The following is a 16,726-nucleotide window of genomic DNA, read 5'->3' as shown; positions in this document are numbered from 1 at the left end:
ATCGCGCTCCCCCGCCGGAGGGGGCGAGCACTCGTCTGCGGGAGCCGGACGCGCGTGGGGTCGGCCACAGCTGGTTCATGTTCCTGGCTTTCGAGGGTCCCAAGGAGTTGACTGTCCACGACTGGTTCAGTTGTCAACTACTTTCAAGAGGTCCTCGGAATGCCCAAGCTCGGAATCATCCTCTCCAGCGCCCGCCCGAACCGCGTCGCCGATCACGTGGCGCGCTGGGTCTCCGAGGCGGTCGACGACCGCTTCGAGGTGGATCTGATCGATCTGCGCGAGATCGCGCTGCCCGCCTTCGACGAGCCGCAGTCCCCGAAGTCCGGGGCGGACAAGACCACCGACCACGGGCGCAGCTGGGGCGAGCGCATCGCCTCCCTCGACGCCGCCGTGATCCTCACCCCCCAGTACAACGGCTCCTACCCCGGCGCCCTCAAGAACGCCGTCGACTTCCTCTACGGCGAGTGGAGCGGTCTGCCGCTGCTGCTGATCGGCTACGGCTGGAACGCCGCCAACGAGGTGCTGCCCCTCCTGGAGACCCTCATGACCCGCGTCGGGGCCGAGGTCATCGACTCGATCGGTCTGGGCTTCCGCGAGGACCTCTCGCTCGAGGGCGAGCTGTTCGTCGCCCAGGAGAAGGTCGAGCGCCTCGCCGCGGACCTCGTCTCCCTCGAGGAGAAGGCGCTGCAGCCGGCCGCCTGAACCGCAGGGCGCGCGCAGGAATGCGCGCAGCCGCGAGCAGCGGCATCGACCACCGGGCGGGCCCGGGATCCCCGAGGGGTCCCGGGCCCGCCTGCGTCCGGGGCCGGTCCGCTCAGAGGACCGCTCTCAGCCCCAGCGGCCGATGAGTGCGCTGATCACGGCGAGGGCCGCGGGGCCGGCGGTCGAGGAGCGCAGAACCTCGGGGCCCAGCAGCACGGATCGCGCACCGGCCTCCTTCAACTGCGCGAGCTCCTCCGGGGATATCCCGCCCTCGGGGCCGACGACCACCACGATCTCGGGCACAGCGGCAGGCACCTCGTCGTCCCGCAGGCCGCGCAGCTGCTCGGCGAGCCCCATGAGCCCCACCGACTCCTGCTCGTGCAGCACGAGGACCATGGCCCCCGCCGCGGAGCGCGCACGCAGATCCTCGACGAGCCGGGCGCTGGTCCGCGCCTCGTCGACCGCGGGGATGCCGCGCCGACGGCACTGCTTGACGGCGGCGCGCACCGTGTTCTCCCACCGCGCGCGGCCCTTGCGCAGCTTCTCGCCCTTCCACACGGAGACCGAGCGCTGCGCGATCCAGGGCGTCACCCGGTCCACGCCCAGCTCGGTCGCCGACTCGATCGCCTGCTCGTCCCGGCCGCCGGTGGCGAGCGCCTGGACGAGGGAGAGACGCGGGATGCGGAGCACCGGATCCGAGGGATCCTCGAGAAGGCGCAGGGAGAGCTCCTCCTTGCGCGCCTCGGTGACCTCGGCCCCGACCTGGCGCCCGTCCGCATCGCTGAGCAGGACCCGCTCCCCCGCACGGATGCGGGCGACCTTGGCCGCGTGCCGCCCCTCCTCGCCCGTCAGCTCATAGGGCGAGCCCCCGCCGAGAGCGGCGAGGGCGTCGTCCAGGACCAGGAAGGCGGCGGGGGTGTCGGGCACGGCGGGGCTCCTCGGCGGATCGGTTCTCAGCGCTCGCGGAGGCGATCGCGCAGCTTGCCGAACACGCCGTGGGATCCGCGCCGCCCGGAGGTGGCGGCGGGCTTCTCCTCGTCGCGGACGCTGGCGAGCCTCTCGAGCAGGTCGCGCTGCTCGTCGTCGAGCCGGGTGGGGATCTGCACGTCGAGCTCGACGCGGATGTCGCCGCGGGTGCTGCGGCGCAGCGGGGTGACGCCGAGGCCCTTGAGGACGATCTCCTCGTCGGGCTGGCTGCCCGCCTGGATCTCCACGGTGCGCTCCCCGTCGAAGGTCTCCAGGGGGATGCTCGCGCCGAGGGCGGCGGCTGTCATCGGGATCCGCAGACGGGTGACCAGATCCGAGCCCTCGCGCACGAAGACGTCGTGCTCGGCGACGGAGAGCTCGACGAAGAGGTCGCCCGCGGGTCCGCCGGCCTCGCCGACCTCACCCTCTCCGCGCAGCTGGATGCGGGTGCCGTCCTCCACTCCCGCGGGGATGCGCACGGTCACGGTGCGCTCGCTGGGGGTGCGGCCGTGGCCGGAGCACTGGGTGCAGGGGGACTCGATGACGTCGCCGTGGCCGCCGCAGACGGGGCAGGGCGCCATGGTCACCATCTGGCCGAGCAGCGACTGGGCGACGCGCTGGACGTGGCCGCTGCCGCTGCAGTTGGTGCAGCGGGTGGGGCTCGTGCCGGGCTCGCAGCAGGAGCCCTGGCAGCGATCGCAGGCGACGGCGGTGCGGAAGGCGACCTCCTGCTCGGTGCCGAAGACGACGTCCCGCAGGCTCACCTCCGTGCGGCGCAGCACGTCGCCACCGCGGCGCTGGCGCGGGGTGGGGCCCTGTCCGCGGCCGCGCATGCCCGATGCGCCGGCGAACATGTCGAAGATGTCCGAGAAGTCGAAGGACGCCCCACCGGGGAACCCGCCCATGCCGGGGCCGCCGCCCATGTCGTACTGGCGACGGCGGTCGGGGTTCGAGAGGGTCTCGTAGGCCTGGGAGACCCGCTTGAACGTCTCCTGCGCCTCGGGGTCGGGGTTGACGTCCGGGTGCAGGGTGCGGGCGAGCTTGCGGTAGGCCTTCTTGATCTCGTCGGTCGAGGCCTCGCGGCTGACGCCGAGCAGCTCGTAGTAGTCGTCGTTCACGAAGGGGTCCTTGCTGTGGCGGTGGTTCGGTGGGGCGCGGGCGGAAGCGTCGGGTGCCTCGTCTCGGGGTCGAGCATCAGCCCAGGAAGCGGGAGACGTAGCGCGCGAGGGCCTGGACGGTCGAGATGCCGGTCACGTAGTCCATCCTGGTGGGGCCTAGGATCGCCAGGTGAGAGCCGTCACGGTACCCGGCGCCCACGAGGGACGCCTGGGTGAGCGCGTGCTCGGGGATCTCCTGGCCGATGCGGACCTCGACGGCTCCGGGCTCGGCGCGCATCGAGCCCAGCAGGCGCAGCAGCACGAGCTGCTCCTCGAGCACGTCCAGGAGCGGCTCGACCTGCGTGGTGAAGTCCCCGGCCGAGCGCGCGAGGTTCGCCGCACCGGCCATGATGATGCGGTCCTCGGTGCGGCTGTCGGCGAGCCCCAGCAGGGCGTCGACGACCTCGCGGCATGCCTCCTGCACCGCGGCGGGGCTGCGGGTGACGAGGTCGGCGAGCGGCCCGTGGAGGTCGGTGACCTCGCGGCCGACGACCGCCTGGTTCATGCGCACGCGCAGGTCCGCGTAGAAGTCCGTGTCGAACTCGGCGGAGCGTCCCGCGAGCAGCGGGATGGTGCGCTGGTCGACCTGACCGGACTCGGTGATGAGCACGACGAGCAGGAGCGCGTCGGCCACCTTCACGAGCTCGACGTGGCGCACACGGGCCTGCCGCACCGCCGGGTACTGCACGAGGGCGACCTGGTGGGTGAGCTGGGCGAGCAGGCGGACCGTGCGGGTCAGCAGCTCGTCGAGATCGCCGGCATCGTCGAGGAACGAGCGGATCGCCCGCTTCTCCGGCGAGGACAGCGGCTTGATCGCGGCGACGTGGTCGACGAAGGCGCGGTAGCCCTTGTCGGTGGGCACGCGGCCGGCCGAGGTGTGGGGCTGGGTGATCAGCCCCTCCTCCTCGAGCAGCGACATGTCGTTGCGGACCGTCGCCGCCGAGACCCCCAGATCGTGGCGGTCCAGCAGGGACTTGGAGCCCACGGGCTCGCGGGTGGCGACATAGTCCTCGACGATCGCGCCCAGGATCTGCAGCCTGCGCTCCTCCACGTGCTCACCTCCCATGCGCTGGCACTGTTCGCTTCCGAGTGCCAATGCTACGCGTCGCCGACGCCGCTCCACGAGAGGCGTTCGCCACCGGTGTACGGTGTCGGCCGTGTCACCGCGATCCTTCCCCGACCGCTACGGCCAGGACGTCCTCTCCTCGCCCGCGCCCTCCCACCACCGCCGCGCCCCGCAGGCCGCCGATGTTCCCGCGCAGCGGGACCTCGTCGTCGAGGAGGCGTCCACGGGATTCACCGGCGCGATCGTGCGCCTCGAGAAGATCGCCGGCGACCTCGTCGTCGAGCTCGAGGACGGACGCGGTCGACGCCGCGGCTTCCCCATGGGCCCCGGCTTCATGATCGACGGCAGGCCGGTGCGCCTGGTCCCGCCGCAGCGCGCCGCGGCCGCCGCCCCCGCCCGCCAGCGCTCGGCCTCCGGCTCCGTCTACGTGCGGGGTGCGAAGGCCCGCACGGCCCGCGCCTCGCGGATCTGGGTCGAGGGCAAGCACGACGCCGAGCTGGTGCAGAAGGTGTGGGGCCACGACCTGCGCATCGAGGGCGTGGTCGTCGAGATGCTCGACGGGGCCGACAACCTCGCCGAACGCGTGCGCGATTTCGCCCCCGGCCCGGGCCGGCGCCTGGGCGTGCTCGTCGACCACCTCGTCAAGGGCTCGAAGGAGACGCGCCTCGCGGAGGAGACCATGCGGCTTCCCGGGGCGCGCGGGAACGTGCTGATCCTGGGCCACCCGTACGTCGACGTCTGGCAGGCCGTGCGCCCCGCGCGCGTCGGACTCCAGGCATGGCCCCACGTGCCCCGCGGCACCGACATCAAGGTGGGGACGCTGCGGGCGCTCGGCTGGCCGCACGCCGAGCAGGCCGACATCGCCCAGGGCTGGCAGCGGATCCTCTCCACGGTCCGCTCCTACGCCGACGTCGAGCCGACCCTCTCCGGGCGCATCGAGGAGCTCATCGACTGGGTGACCACCGAGTCGTAGGTCCGGTCCCGAGCAGTTCGCCGCCCTCTCCGGTCGAGCGCGGGGGTTATCCCCCTGCTGCCCCCTCGGCCCACCCCCGCGCGCTCGCGCAGCCTTGCCGATAGGCTCGTGCCGTACGACCAGCCGCAGGCGCCGCGGAACTCCGCGGGCGAGCGGACGATGCTGACGAGGAGCGACCTGATGAGCGAGAACACCGGCCCCGTCGACCCCTACGGCCCCCGGCCCGACGACCGGAACCCCTGGTCTGTCGGCGAGGGCGGCTCGAGCGCGGTCCCGCAGGACCCCGAGGCCACCCAGGACGGGAGCGTTCCCCAGCCCGACGGGACCCAGACTGCCGCCGAGCAGGCGTCCGTCGACCAGGCGCCCGCGGATGCCGCGGGGTCCTCCGCCGCGGATACGGGCTCGGCTCCGATCGAGAACGAGTTCTCCGCGCCGCGTCCCGCCGACGACGCGCACGCGTCGCCCTACGGCCAGGCCTCCCCCTACGAGAACCCGGCCCCGTACGGACAGGGCTCGCCCGCGACGCAGGCCGGCGGCCAGCAGTTCGGCCCCGGCCAGGCGGACACCTCCGCGCAGGCGGGTGCGCAGGCTCAGAGCTCCCCATACGGCGCCACGCAGCAGGGTGGGGATCAGCAGCAGGGCGCGGGCTACCAGCAGCAGGGCGCGTACCAGCAGCAGGCCGGCGGGTATCAGCAGCAGGGCGGGTACCAGCAGGCACCAGGCGCGGCACCGGCGGGCGACTGGTCCAACACTCCCCCGCCGCACATCAAGGGCGTCTCGACGGCGCCGATGACGGGCCAGCCGACCTCGGAGTCCGACACGAAGCTGTGGGCGATCTTCGCCCAACTCGCCTCGATCCTCGGGAACTTCGTCGGCGCGGGGTTCCTGGGCTGGCTGGGGCCGCTGATCATCTTCCTGGTCTACAAGGATCGCAACCGCTTCATCCGCTACAACGCCGCGGAGGCGCTCAACGCAGCGATCGCCGTCGTCATCGCGGAGATCGTCCTGTGGATCGTGGTGGGGATCTTCACGGTCATCACCCTCGGGATCGGCGGGATCATCGTCCCGATCGTCTTCATCCCGGCCCTCCTCCACATCATCTTCGCGATCATCGGTGCGGTGAAGGCGAACGATCGGACGTGGTGGAACTACCCGCTGAACATCCGGTTCGTGAAGTGACGCCGACGCGGCGAACGCGCTGAGGCGATCGGGACGAGAAGCGGTCGAAGCCCCATCCCGCGAGCAGGCCCCGGGATCCGAGGATCCCGGGGCCCCGTCTATGCGCAGCGGCCGCGCCTCACCTCCACGTGACGCCGCGCTCCTCGTACTCCTCGAGGCGGAAGCGCATCATCTCGCCCAGCAGCTTCTCCGGGGCCGGCCGCCCGTACGGGAGCTTCACGGTGCCCTTGCCGGTCTCGAAGTCCTCCAGCTGCGCATCGAAGGCATCGCGGGTGCTGGGCGTGAAGGCCGCGTTCGCGTGCTTCGCGTGGGTGCTGACCACGAACAGGATCATGCCCTGCGGATGCACCCAGGCGATGTTGCCCCACTTCAGCTGCTCGCTCGCCTCGGGGACGACCTCGCGCGCGAGCTCGCGCAGCTGCTGGACGAGCTCGAGGGCGGGGCCGTCCAGCCCGGCGAAGTACTCGTCGACGGTCTTCGGCTTCCCGGTGCGCGCGGTCATGCCAGCAGTCTGGCACCGGCCCTGCGCCCGTGCACGGGATCCCGTGCATCCGCACTCGGAGGACGCAGCGCTGGAGGCCCCTGGCGTCAGGGTACGAGATCGCGGATGACGGCGTCGGCCAGGAGGCGGCCCTCGCGCGTGAGCACCGCCCTGCCCTCGGTGAGGGCGTCCGGATCGAGGTGGCCGCGATCGCGGTGGACGGCGAGCATCCCGCGGGTCTGCGCGGGAACCTCCTGGACCGGGAGCCCGTCGGCGATGCGCAGCTCGAGCATGATCCGCTCCAGGAGGCGATCCTGCTCGCTCAGCTGTTCCGCCTCCTGGACGGGAAGGACTCCCTGGGCCAGGAGCCCCGCGTAGCGGCTGGGGTGCTTGACGTTCCAGGCCCGCATGCCGCGGCGATGCCGGTGCGCGCCGGGCCCGATCCCCCACCAGTCCGCACCGCGCCAGTAGGCGAGGTTGTGCCGGCAGCGCTCGGCGATGGTGCGCGCGAAGTTCGAGACCTCGTACCACTGCAGACCGTGTGCCCTGGTGAGGTCGTCGATGAGCTCGTACTTGTCGGCCATGTCGTCCGGATCGGGCTCGGCGATCTCGCCGTGGCGCAGCCGACGGGCCATCGCCGTGTTCCCCTCGATGATCAGCGAGTAGGCGGAGAGATGGTCGACGTCGCAGGCCAGGGCCGCACGCACCGACGTCTCGACGTCGGCGACGGTCTCCCCCGGCGTCCCGTAGATCAGATCGAGGCTCACCGAGAGCCCCGCCTCCTTCGCCCAGGCGACGGCCTGCGGGACCCGCTCGGGATCATGCGTGCGGTCCAGCGTCGCGAGCACGCTGCGCACCGCGGACTGCATGCCGAAGGAGACGCGGGTGATGCCGCCCTCGACGAGGGTGCGCAGCGATTCGGGGGTGACGGAGTCCGGGTTCGCCTCGGTCGTGACCTCGACGTCCGGCGCGAAGGGCACGAGGGAGCGCAGATGGGAGAGCATCGCGACGAGATCGTCGGCAGGCAGCAGGGTGGGCGTGCCGCCGCCGAAGAACACCGTGGACACCCGGTCGTAGTCGATGCCGTGGGCCGCGTCGTCCGCGAGGGTCAGATCCATCTCGCGCATGGCGTTGGCGGGGTATTCTCGCTGGGACCCGCCGCCGCCCAGCTCTGTCGCGGTGTAGGTGTTGAAGTCGCAGTATCCGCAGCGCACCGCGCAGAACGGCACGTGGATGTAGACCGAGAGGTCGCGTGATCCCCCGGCCTGGTCCGCCTCGGGCGCGGGGGCTGTCGTGGTGCTCATCCGGGGTTCTCCTCGCTGCGGCCGGGGATCTCGATGCCGGGCAGGGGCTCGAGACCCGTCAGGGCGTCGTGCAGTGTGATCGGGAGCGGCGGGATCCGGCGGGCGAACTCCTCCGCGCTCATGGCCTGCAGCTCCCTGCCGAGCTCGATGGCCGTGTCCTCGAGGATGGCTGCGCGGACGGCGCGCTCCCAGCCCTCGGCCGCTTCGCCCAGGAACAGCACCCATCGCACCTCGCCCGTGCGCAGGTCCAGCACCTGCAGCGAACCGACGGCGGCGGCCGCCCCCTCGGCGGGGTCCAGGGCCATCTCGGCGAGGGCCGGCACCACCTCGAACTCGAGGACGAAGTCGGCGAACTCCCCCGGGCGTGGCCACCCGCGGGGCACGTGGCGTCCGAACCCGCGACGCCCGGGCCGGGCAACGCCGCGGCCGTCCCGCAGCCGATGGACGAGACCCGTGCGCGTGCCCACGCGGGCCTCGCCGTTCCTGCGCCCGAGGGAGATCGTCTGGATGTTCGCGACGCCCTGCTTCTCCGGGGACGTGAACCGGGCTCCGAGCTCCACATGCGTCTGCAGCGTGTGCTCGGCGTCCACGCGCAGCGCCTCGCGCTGCTGGTCGCGGATGATCGCGGCGCGATCGGCGGGGAGGGCCAGCCGGACGGCGTTCCACAACGAGGGCGCCGCAGGCGCGTCTGCCCCGTCGGACAGCTCCTGCTCGTACGTGGCGTGCAGGTCCCGAAGACGGCTCACGTCCGTCGGCGCGGTGAGCGCGGTGGCGAGCTCGAGCATGACGTCCGGGTGGGCGCGGGAGACGGTCTCATCGAGCAGCACGGCGGGCAGCGCCGGGACGCGTTGGCGCAGCCGCTCCTCGTCCACGTCGCGCAGCTCTCGGGCGACGTCGAGGCAGCGACGATACGGGAAGCCGTCCCGGATCGCCTCGTTCCACAGCGCCGCCGCCCTGCCCATGAAGAGCACCCAGCGGACCTCCTGGCGCGCCGGATCGGCGACCAGGAGCGATCCGATCTCTGCGCGCGGCCGACCGGGACGGGGCAGGCATCCGGCCAGCAGCGGGGCGAGTCGATCCCTGAGCACCGGCAGCATGCTCCGATCCGGAGCGGGCCTGAGGTCGTCCGTGCCGTCGGCCGACGGGGCAGGGCTGCGCAGAACCTTCCCGTCGCTCATGCGCACCGAGCCGCCGCCGATCTGCCCCACCGACTGCGGCGCGAGGGCGTCCAGGAAGAGCAGGCGCAGGTCCACGATCCCGTCGCCCGGCGACCATGCCGCGGCTCCGGAGGCCCCCTGGGCCCACGCGTCGGTGTTCTCCTGGTCCAGCCGCGAGGCCCGCGCGTGGTCCGCGAGGATCGCGGCGGCCAGAGCGGTCGGGACCTCGAGCCGCAGGCCGTCCTCGAGACCGGGGACGTCGCGCTGCTCCCTCGGCGCGGGCGCCGGTTCGTGCTCGCGGCCCGCTGCTGCGGCCGTGGTCACCGGGTGCGGTCCGCCCGTCGCCCGTTCGTATCTGAACCACGAGCGCCCCAGCACGTCCCCCGCATCCTGCGACACGGAGACCATGCGCAGGAGGGTGCCGTCGTCGCGGAGGACGAGGCGGTCGGAGACCATGGACGTGTCGGCGCCGTGGTGGACTCCGTCGACCTCGTAGGAGACCCGGCCGATCCCGCTCCGGGGCACCAGGTGCAGCGAGGCGCCCTCGGCGAGGACGCGGCCCTCGCTCGGTGCCGGCGTGTCGAGCAGGGTGCCGTCGAGCTCCCACCATGCGGTCGGCGTCGTGCCGTCGACGGTCTCGGTGAAGGCGCCGTCCGGGGAGATCTCGAGCCGCACGCCCGAGGCCGTGGCGAACGCCGTCGGGGGCGCCGAGGGGTCCTCGTACACCCAGCCACGCGCGAGAGCGGGGCCGTGGCCCTCCTGGCCGACGCCGAGCAGGGCGGCGTCCGTCGCGCCCGTGAGCGTCCAGTACCCCGCGACCGGGCACGCTGGCGTGGACCGGCCCGGGGACTGCGGGGCCGCGGCCATCACTTCTTCTTCGCGTCCTTGCTGCCGCTGTCGCCGCCGCCGTCGGAGGAGAGCGCGGCGATGAAGGCCTCCTGCGGCACTTCGACGGAGCCGATGTTCTTCATGCGCTTCTTGCCCTCCTTCTGCTTCTCCAGCAGCTTGCGCTTGCGCGAGATGTCGCCGCCGTAGCACTTGGACAGCACGTCCTTGCGCATGGCGCGGATGTTCTCGCGGGCGATGATGCGGGAGCCGATGGCGGCCTGGATGGGCACCTCGAACTGCTGGCGCGGGATGAGGTTCTTGAGCTTGCCGGCCATCTCGACGCCGTAGTGGTAGGCCTGCTCGCGGTGCACGACGGCGCTGAAGGCGTCGACCGGCTCGCCCTGCAGCAGCATGTCGACCTTGACGAGGTCGGCCGCCTGCTCCCCCTCGACGTCGTAGTCGAGGGAGGCGTAGCCCTTGGTGCGGGACTTCAGCTGGTCGAAGAAGTCGAAGACGATCTCCGCGAGCGGCAGCGTGTAGCGCAGCTCGACGCGGTCCTCCGAGAGGTAGTCCATGCCCAGCAGGCTGCCGCGCTTGGACTGGCACAGGTCCATGATCGCGCCGATGAACTCGCTCGGAGCCAGCAGCGTGGCCCGGGTGATCGGCTCGCGGATCTCGCGCACCTTGCCCTCGGGGAAGTCCGAGGGGTTGAGGACGTCGACCTCGGTGCCGTCCTCCATGGTCACGTGGTAGATCACCGAGGGCGCGGTGGCGATCAGATCGAGGTCGAACTCGCGCTCGAGGCGCTCGCGGATGATCTCGAGATGCAGCAGCCCCAGGAAGCCCACGCGGAAACCGAAGCCCAGGGCCGTGGACGTCTCCGGCTCGTAGTTCAGGGCCGCGTCGTTGAGCTTGAGCTTGTCCAGCGCGTCGCGCAGGTTGGGGTAGTCCGAGCCGTCGATCGGGAACAGGCCCGAGAACACCATCGGCTTGGGATCCGAATAACCCGCGAGGGGCTCGGTGGCGCCGCGGCGCGCGGAGGTGACGGTGTCGCCGACCTTCGACTGGCGCACGTCCTTCACGCCGGTGATGAGGTAGCCGACCTCGCCCGGGCCCAGGCCCTTGGTGGGGATCGGCTCCGGGGAGATCACGCCGAGCTCGAGCAGGTCGTGCTCGGCGCGCGTGGAGAGCATCTCGATGCGCTCGCGCGCCGAGAGCCGGCCGTCGAAGACGCGCACGTAGGTGACGACGCCCCGGTAGGTGTCGTACACGGAGTCGAAGATCATCGCGCGGCAGGGGCCGTCGGCGTCGCCCGTCGGGGCGGGCAGGGTGCGGACCACGTGGTCGAGCAGCTCGGGCACGCCCACCCCGGTCTTCCCCGAGACGCGCAGCACCTCGTCGGGATCGACGCCGACGAGCTGGCCGATCTCGGCCGCGTACTTCTCGGGCTCGGCGCCGGGGAGATCGATCTTGTTGAGCACCGGGATGATGGTGAGGTCGTTCTCCATCGCCAGGTAGAGGTTCGCGAGAGTCTGCGCCTCGATGCCCTGGGCGGCGTCGACCAGCAGGATCGCGCCCTCGCAGGCGGCGAGCGAGCGGGAGACCTCGTAGGTGAAGTCGACGTGCCCGGGGGTGTCGATCATGTTCAGCGCGAAGTTCGTCCCGTCGACCTGCCAGGGCATGCGCACGGCCTGGCTCTTCACGGTGATGCCGCGCTCGCGCTCGATGTCCATCCGGTCGAGGTACTGGGCGCGCATCGCCCGTTCGTCGACCACGCCGGTGAGCTGGAGCATGCGGTCGGCCAGCGTCGACTTGCCATGGTCGATGTGGGCGATGATGCAGAAGTTCCGGATGCGCTCCGAGGGCGTCGAGGCGGGCTGGATGTCGCTCGCGGCATCGGCGGGGATCCTCGGGGTCACCGGCATCTGTCCTCTCATCGTGGCGCCGACGGGCACATCCCGGGGCGCGCGCTGGCAGCACCCACCATGGTCTCATGGCGCGCGCTGATCGCGAGGCCGAGGGGCCGCTTGGGGGCGCACATCACCCGGGTCCCCGTCGTGCGCGAGGCGGCGACGACGACCGCGCTCCCCGCCGTCCGCCACCGGGAGCCTGTCTACGATGGGCGCGATCCGCACGCGCTCGCACCGACCGCACAGGAGGACCCGCATGTCCCTCGGCTCCCGACTCGGCTCGATCCTCACCCGCGCCGCCCGCTCCCGCACCGTGCGCCGGGCCGCGCGCGATCTCGGACGCAGCGCCGCGGACGCGCTGCGCAACGGCGAGGGGAACGGGTCCCGCGAGGGCGGGCACAGCCCACGCGGGCGCACCCGCGATCGGGCGGACGGCTCCACCGGCGAGCACGCGGTGCTGCGCGACCGCTCCTCCTCCCCCGCCCCGGCCATCACCTATGCGCCGAGCGCCGACGGGGACGCCGATCCCGGCGAGATCGTCTGGGCGTGGGTCCATTTCGAGGAGGACGTCCATCAGGGCAAGGACCGCCCCGTGCTCGTCCTCGCCCTCGAGGACGCGTCGGCGGGCGGCGCCGACGGCTCGGGGCAGGCGGTCGTCGCCCTCATGCTCACCTCGCGCGATCGCGGGCAGGGCACCCACACCGACACCCGCGGCGCGACCTGGGTCGACATCGGCACCGGGCCGTGGGACTCCCAGCACCGACCCTCCGAGGTGCGGGTGGACCGTCTCCTGAGGATCCCCGCCTCCGCGGTGCGCCGGGAGGGCGCACGCGTGGACCGCGACCGGTTCGACGCGGTCGTCGCCGAGGCGCGCCGGGTGCACGGCTGGTCGGACTGACCGAGGCCCCTGCGCGACCCGGGCGCGACACGTCACATGGTCGCGGGATTCCGGGGCCGTTGCTGGTAACCTCGTGTGCTGTATGTGTGACATACCGCCCGGTGTGCGCACACCCGGTCGCCCGCCGTGTCAGGGCCGATCGGAGTGAGCGTCTCGGGTGCGTGACCGCGGCAGCGACCCGGCACCGACGTCTCCAGGCGATCCCCACCGCCCGTCCCCGTCGTGGCCGTTCCTCTGCAGCTGCGGACGTTCCACCACATCCCAGAGCAAGAGAAGAGTCCCGTGGCAAACATCAAGTCGCAGATCAAGCGCAACAAGACCAACGAGAAGGCCCGTCTGCGCAACCGTGCGTACAAGAGCGAGCTGAAGACCTACGTGCGCAAGGTGCGCACCGCCGTCGCCGCGGGCGACGCGGACGCCGCGCAGTCGGCCCTGCAGGTCGCCGGGCGCAAGCTCGACAAGGCCGCCTCGAAGGGTGTCATCCACAAGAACCAGGCCGCGAACCGCAAGTCCGGTCTCGCGAAGCTCGTCGCCGGCGTCGCCGCCTGAGACGGCTCCACGCCTTCCACGAGGGCCCCGCACCGTTCGGTGCGGGGCCCTCGTGCATGCGGGGCGGGGTCAGCGGGTGCGCCGGGCGCGCGAGATCTCGATGATCATGCGCTGCACGGACCACTGCGGGTCCCGGCCCGCGCCCTTGACCTCGTGATCCGCCTGGGCGACGGCGTTCAGTGCGCGGGCGAGCGAGCGGTCGCTCCACCCGCGCGCATCGCGGGAGAGGTTCTTGACCATCCACTCGGGCATGCCGAGGCTGCGTGCGGAGGCGCCGGGCGTGGAGACCTTCGCGAGGCCCCGCATCTTCGAGGCCATCGCGGCCACGAGGGGCACCGGGTCGGCGCCGGCCAGGCGGGCCTGCTGCAGCAGCACGAGGGCCTCGGCCTCACGTCCGGCGATGGTGGCATCGGCGACGGCGAAGGCTGTGGTCTCCACGCGCCCGGCCGTCACCCCGCGCACGTGCTCGAGGGTGACGGGCGCCGCCTGCTCGCCGCCCTCCGGGGTGGTGTCCTCGATGAGCTGACGGCTGATGGCGGCGAGCTCCGAGAGGTCGGTGCCGAAGGCGTCGACGAGCGCGGCTGCCGCGTCGGGCTGGATGCGGCGTCCGGCCCGGGTAAACTCGGCGGTGACGAAGGTCTGCTTGTCGCCGGCGCGCTTGATCGGATCGGCAGCGACGCGCTGGACCCCGGCCTTCTTCAGGGCGTCCAGGAGCTTCTTGCCGCGGTTCCCGCCGCGGTGGACGAGCACCAGGGTGACGTCGTCCTCCGGGGCCTGGATGTAGCTGCTGACCTCACCCACGAGCGACTCGGGTGCGGACTGCAGGTCGGGCACGAGCACGAAGCGGCCCTCGCCGAACAGGGACGGGCTCGTGACCTGGGCGAGTGCGCCCGCGACGGCACTCTCGCCGCCGATCTCGTGGATCGCGACCTCCGGATCCCTCTCGCGCGCGAGGGCCTTCAGCCGCTCGAGGGCGCGCGCAGCGATCAGCGGCTCCGTCCCGTGGACGAGCACCACGGGCGCGAGGTCGACGCTGTGCCAGGCGACGTCGGCCATCGGCAGCTCCTTCGGGATCGGCGGGTCGGATGGTGGGTGGCTTCGGGCGGTGGCTGGAGGCGGCGGACACGCCGCGACGGACGCGCGACGATCCCCTCGGGGCGCGCGCCGGGAGGCCCGCTCGATCCTATCGGGCCAGTCCGACGGCCCGGGGACTCAGCGGGTCCTCGGCGGGGAGCAGGACGGTGCCGTCGACGTCCGTGCGCGCGGAGCGCGCCCCGAGCCCGTCGGCGATCGAGAGGGTCTGCGGCGAGGGATGGCCGAATGTGTTGTCCTTGCCCACGGTGAACAGCATGAGCTGCGGCGACAGCGCATCGTAGAGGCCGGAGGTCTGTCGCTTGGAGCCGTGATGGGCGGTCTTCACGATGGTCGCCGGGGCGGGCCGTGCGGCGAGCAGGCGCGCTTGGCCGACGGGCTCGAGATCCCCGAGTCCCACGTAGCTCACGCCGTCCGGCCACGTGGCACGCACGACGACCGAGCAGTCGTTGAAGTCGTCCCCCTCGCCCCCGGTCTCGAGATGGGATGCCTGGCGGGCGCCGTCGGCCGACGGCGGCCACAGGACGTCCAGGCCCAGGGTGCCCTCTGCCTGGGCTGTGCCGGTGGTGACGGCGGTGATCGGTACGGCGGGGACCGTCTTCGCCGTCGCCTCGGGCAGAGGGCACACCCACTGCGCCCTCGGCGTCCGCTCTCCCGTGAGGGCGTCGATCCCGCCCACGTGGTCGGCGTGGGGATGCGTGAGGACGAGCAGATCGATGCGGGTGACGTGCAATCGGTCGAGGCATGAGCGCAGGGCATCGGGGTCGGGACCGGTGTCCACGAGCACGGTCGCGGGCTCGGCGCTGCCCGGGCTGTCCTCGGAGGAGCCCGCGTCCTCGCGCCGTTCGCGCAGCAGGACCGCGTCGCCCTGGCCGACGGCGCAGGCGGCGACGCGCCAGTCGTCGGCCCCGGCACCGGGGACCGGAAGGCGCTGGGCGAGCGGCGGGGCGAGCACGGCGACGAGCACCGCCGCGAGGACGAACCGGACGATCCGCGAACGGTGGCCCAGCACCCCGGCGACGACGAGAGCGATCGCGAGCAGGGCGAGCACCGCTCCCGATGCCCCCTCGGGCACGGCGATGCGGGAGCCCGGCAGGGCGTCGGCCGTGCGCGCCACGAGGACGACCAGGTGCGCGCCGCCGGCGGTGAGGTGCCACAGCGGGGTCGCCAGAGCAGGGGCGACGGGGCCGATGAGCGTCGCGATCATCCCGATCACCGTGGCGGGGCCGACGATCGGGGCGACCGCCATGTTGACCGGCACTGCCCACACCGACACCTCGGGGGTGAGCAGCACGAGCACGGGCGTGCACGCGAGCTGCGCGGCGAGGGGAACGGTGATCAGGAGCGCCCACGGGCGGCGGATCCTCCCCCCGCTCATGCTCACGGCCGCGCTCGCCATGGCGGGGGCGAGCACGAGGATCGCGGCGGTCGCGAGGGCGGAGAGCAGGAAGCCGGCGGAGGCCGCGGTCGCCGGGTCGAGGCAGGACCACAGGGCGATCGCCGCTCCGAGCGAGGCGACCGGGGAGGCGCGCACGCCCATGAAGCGGGCCGCGAGCAGCGGTGCGGCCATGGTCGCCGCCCGCAGCACCGACGGCTCGTCCCCGACGAGGGCGACGTACGCGGCGCCGGCGACCGCCGCGGCCGCCACGCGTGGACGCCGCGGGACGCCGAGCAGGAGGGCCGGGATGAGCACGGCGCCGAGGACGAGCGCGATGTTCGCTCCGGAGACCGCGACGAGGTGCGAGATGCCGGCCCGGCGCATGATCTCCTCGGTGTCGGTCGACATGCCGCTGGTGTCGCCGGTGGTCATCCCGCGTGAGAGCGCCGCCTCGTCGTCCGGCAGCGTCGCGGTGAGGTCGCGGGCGACCTCGCGGACGTGCTGTCCGGGACCGTGCGCCCCCTCGAGGACCTCCACGCGTGCGGCGGCGAGGATGACGATGCCGTCGGTCTGGGCGACGCGGGCCCGCACCCGGATCACGTCGTGGTCGTGCACGGGGTCGAGGAGGTCCTTCCCGCCGGTGACGAGCATGCGCGTGGAGGCGGGCAGCGCCGACTCGTCGGAGCCGATCCGCGCGGGTCCGGGACGCAGGCGGACCATCACCTGGCGGCGGTCCTCGGCGCCGGGGAACGTGCTCGAGGGCTCCTCGCTGTCTCCGGTCGCGACCGCCTCGAGCTCGACCATGCGACCGGTGGCGGACGCGTCCTCGAGGGCGAGGACCGTGGTCTCGTGGCGGTCGATCCCGGGGACCAGCAGCGCGGCCCCGAGTCCGATGAGCACGAGGTGCGCGCCGACGGCGGCGATCGCGCCGGGTCGGCGCAGGCAGGCGGCGATGCACAGGGAGAGCACGGCGAGGGCGACCAGCAGCAGGAGTGCGGCCCTGATGCCGCAGGCGATGCCGAGCACAGCGAGGGTCCAGAGCACGGCCGCGGCGGGCACGGTGCGCAGATCGGCGCGGGTGAGCAC

At 72.7% G+C, this 16,726-nt stretch carries 14 protein-coding genes; 5 read left to right on the top strand and 9 right to left on the bottom strand.

The window, feature by feature from the left end:
* Positions 1-159 precede the first annotated feature (159 nt).
* The gene (locus FHG10_RS08285; RefSeq protein WP_152352859.1) at positions 160-702 is read left to right on the top strand and encodes an NADPH-dependent FMN reductase; all 543 of its coding nucleotides are present in this window, start codon (positions 160-162) and stop codon (positions 700-702) included.
* Positions 703-828: 126 nt separating this feature from the next.
* Here the strand turns inward: FHG10_RS08285 and FHG10_RS08280 are convergent, their stop codons facing one another.
* The 3 genes from FHG10_RS08280 to hrcA all read right to left on the bottom strand — a co-directional run bounded on the left by FHG10_RS08280 (position 829) and on the right by hrcA (position 3,891).
* Positions 829-1,629 (bottom strand): 16S rRNA (uracil(1498)-N(3))-methyltransferase, encoded by an 801-nt coding sequence (locus FHG10_RS08280; RefSeq protein ID WP_152352858.1) that lies wholly within the window; start codon positions 1,627-1,629, stop codon positions 829-831.
* Between the two features lie 26 nt (positions 1,630-1,655).
* The gene (gene dnaJ / locus FHG10_RS08275; RefSeq protein ID WP_152352857.1) at positions 1,656-2,786 is read right to left on the bottom strand and encodes a molecular chaperone DnaJ; all 1,131 of its coding nucleotides are present in this window, start codon (positions 2,784-2,786) and stop codon (positions 1,656-1,658) included.
* Positions 2,787-2,862: 76 nt separating this feature from the next.
* Positions 2,863-3,891, bottom strand: coding sequence for a heat-inducible transcriptional repressor HrcA (gene hrcA, locus FHG10_RS08270; RefSeq protein ID WP_152352856.1), 1,029 nt, complete (start codon positions 3,889-3,891; stop codon positions 2,863-2,865).
* A gap of 82 nt (positions 3,892-3,973) precedes the next feature.
* Here hrcA and FHG10_RS08265 point away from each other — a divergent pair, with 82 nt between their 5' ends.
* Together FHG10_RS08265 and FHG10_RS08260 are read left to right on the top strand one after the other, a co-directional pair.
* A complete protein-coding gene (locus FHG10_RS08265; protein WP_227488128.1) occupies positions 3,974-4,864 on the top strand; it encodes a DUF3097 domain-containing protein in 891 nt (296 codons plus the stop codon).
* Between the two features lie 180 nt (positions 4,865-5,044).
* Positions 5,045-6,043 (top strand): DUF4870 domain-containing protein, encoded by a 999-nt coding sequence (locus tag FHG10_RS08260; protein ID WP_152352854.1) that lies wholly within the window; start codon positions 5,045-5,047, stop codon positions 6,041-6,043.
* 118 nt (positions 6,044-6,161) lie between these two features.
* On the opposite strand, the gene FHG10_RS08255 is transcribed toward FHG10_RS08260, so the two are convergent.
* From FHG10_RS08255 to lepA, 4 genes are all read right to left on the bottom strand, one after another.
* Positions 6,162-6,545, bottom strand: a complete 384-nt coding sequence (locus FHG10_RS08255; RefSeq protein ID WP_152352853.1) for an iron chaperone — start codon at positions 6,543-6,545, stop codon at positions 6,162-6,164.
* A gap of 86 nt (positions 6,546-6,631) precedes the next feature.
* Positions 6,632-7,828 carry a radical SAM family heme chaperone HemW gene (gene hemW / locus FHG10_RS08250; RefSeq protein WP_152352852.1) on the bottom strand — a complete coding sequence of 399 codons (1,197 nt, stop codon included), beginning with the start codon at positions 7,826-7,828 and terminating at the stop codon, positions 6,632-6,634.
* Positions 7,825-9,852, bottom strand: a complete 2,028-nt coding sequence (locus tag FHG10_RS08245) for a hypothetical protein (RefSeq protein ID WP_152352851.1) — start codon at positions 9,850-9,852, stop codon at positions 7,825-7,827. Before FHG10_RS08245 ends, hemW begins: the two co-directional genes overlap by 4 nt.
* Positions 9,852-11,738, bottom strand: coding sequence for a translation elongation factor 4 (lepA, locus tag FHG10_RS08240; protein WP_152352850.1), 1,887 nt, complete (start codon positions 11,736-11,738; stop codon positions 9,852-9,854). The genes FHG10_RS08245 and lepA overlap by 1 nt, the downstream gene beginning before the upstream one ends.
* Before the next feature lie 241 nt (positions 11,739-11,979).
* On the opposite strand from lepA, the gene FHG10_RS08235 reads away from it, so the two are divergent.
* The gene (locus FHG10_RS08235; RefSeq protein WP_152352849.1) at positions 11,980-12,621 is read left to right on the top strand and encodes a type II toxin-antitoxin system PemK/MazF family toxin; all 642 of its coding nucleotides are present in this window, start codon (positions 11,980-11,982) and stop codon (positions 12,619-12,621) included.
* Positions 12,622-12,903: 282 nt separating this feature from the next.
* Positions 12,904-13,170, top strand: coding sequence for a 30S ribosomal protein S20 (gene rpsT, locus FHG10_RS08230; RefSeq protein ID WP_152352848.1), 267 nt, complete (start codon positions 12,904-12,906; stop codon positions 13,168-13,170).
* Positions 13,171-13,239: 69 nt separating this feature from the next.
* On the opposite strand, the gene holA is transcribed toward rpsT, so the two are convergent.
* On the bottom strand, positions 13,240-14,226 hold the full coding sequence (gene holA / locus FHG10_RS08225) for a DNA polymerase III subunit delta (RefSeq protein ID WP_152352847.1): 987 nt from the start codon (positions 14,224-14,226) through the stop codon (positions 13,240-13,242).
* Between the two features lie 127 nt (positions 14,227-14,353).
* Complete coding sequence (locus tag FHG10_RS08220; protein ID WP_152352846.1) at positions 14,354-16,726, bottom strand: ComEC/Rec2 family competence protein; 2,373 nt, start codon at positions 16,724-16,726, stop codon at positions 14,354-14,356.

The sequence above is a fragment of the Brachybacterium subflavum genome (assembly GCF_009299795.1).
Lineage (GTDB): Bacteria > Actinomycetota > Actinomycetes > Actinomycetales > Dermabacteraceae > Brachybacterium > Brachybacterium subflavum.
This window is presented reverse-complemented; position numbering and strand designations above follow the sequence as displayed.

Excerpts from the sequence above, each read along its gene's own strand:
- FHG10_RS08285 (WP_152352859.1), top strand. The coding sequence starts at position 160 with ATGCCCAAGCTCGGAATCATCCTCTCCAGCGCCCGCCCGAACCGCGTC.
- hrcA (WP_152352856.1), bottom strand. The coding sequence starts at position 3,891 with ATGGGAGGTGAGCACGTGGAGGAGCGCAGGCTGCAGATCCTGGGCGCG.
- FHG10_RS08260 (WP_152352854.1), top strand. The coding sequence starts at position 5,045 with ATGAGCGAGAACACCGGCCCCGTCGACCCCTACGGCCCCCGGCCCGAC.
- FHG10_RS08255 (WP_152352853.1), bottom strand. The coding sequence starts at position 6,545 with ATGACCGCGCGCACCGGGAAGCCGAAGACCGTCGACGAGTACTTCGCC.
- hemW (WP_152352852.1), bottom strand. The coding sequence starts at position 7,828 with ATGAGCACCACGACAGCCCCCGCGCCCGAGGCGGACCAGGCCGGGGGA.
- FHG10_RS08245 (WP_152352851.1), bottom strand. The coding sequence starts at position 9,852 with ATGGCCGCGGCCCCGCAGTCCCCGGGCCGGTCCACGCCAGCGTGCCCG.
- lepA (WP_152352850.1), bottom strand. The coding sequence starts at position 11,738 with ATGCCGGTGACCCCGAGGATCCCCGCCGATGCCGCGAGCGACATCCAG.
- FHG10_RS08235 (WP_152352849.1), top strand. The coding sequence starts at position 11,980 with ATGTCCCTCGGCTCCCGACTCGGCTCGATCCTCACCCGCGCCGCCCGC.
- holA (WP_152352847.1), bottom strand. The coding sequence starts at position 14,226 with ATGGCCGACGTCGCCTGGCACAGCGTCGACCTCGCGCCCGTGGTGCTC.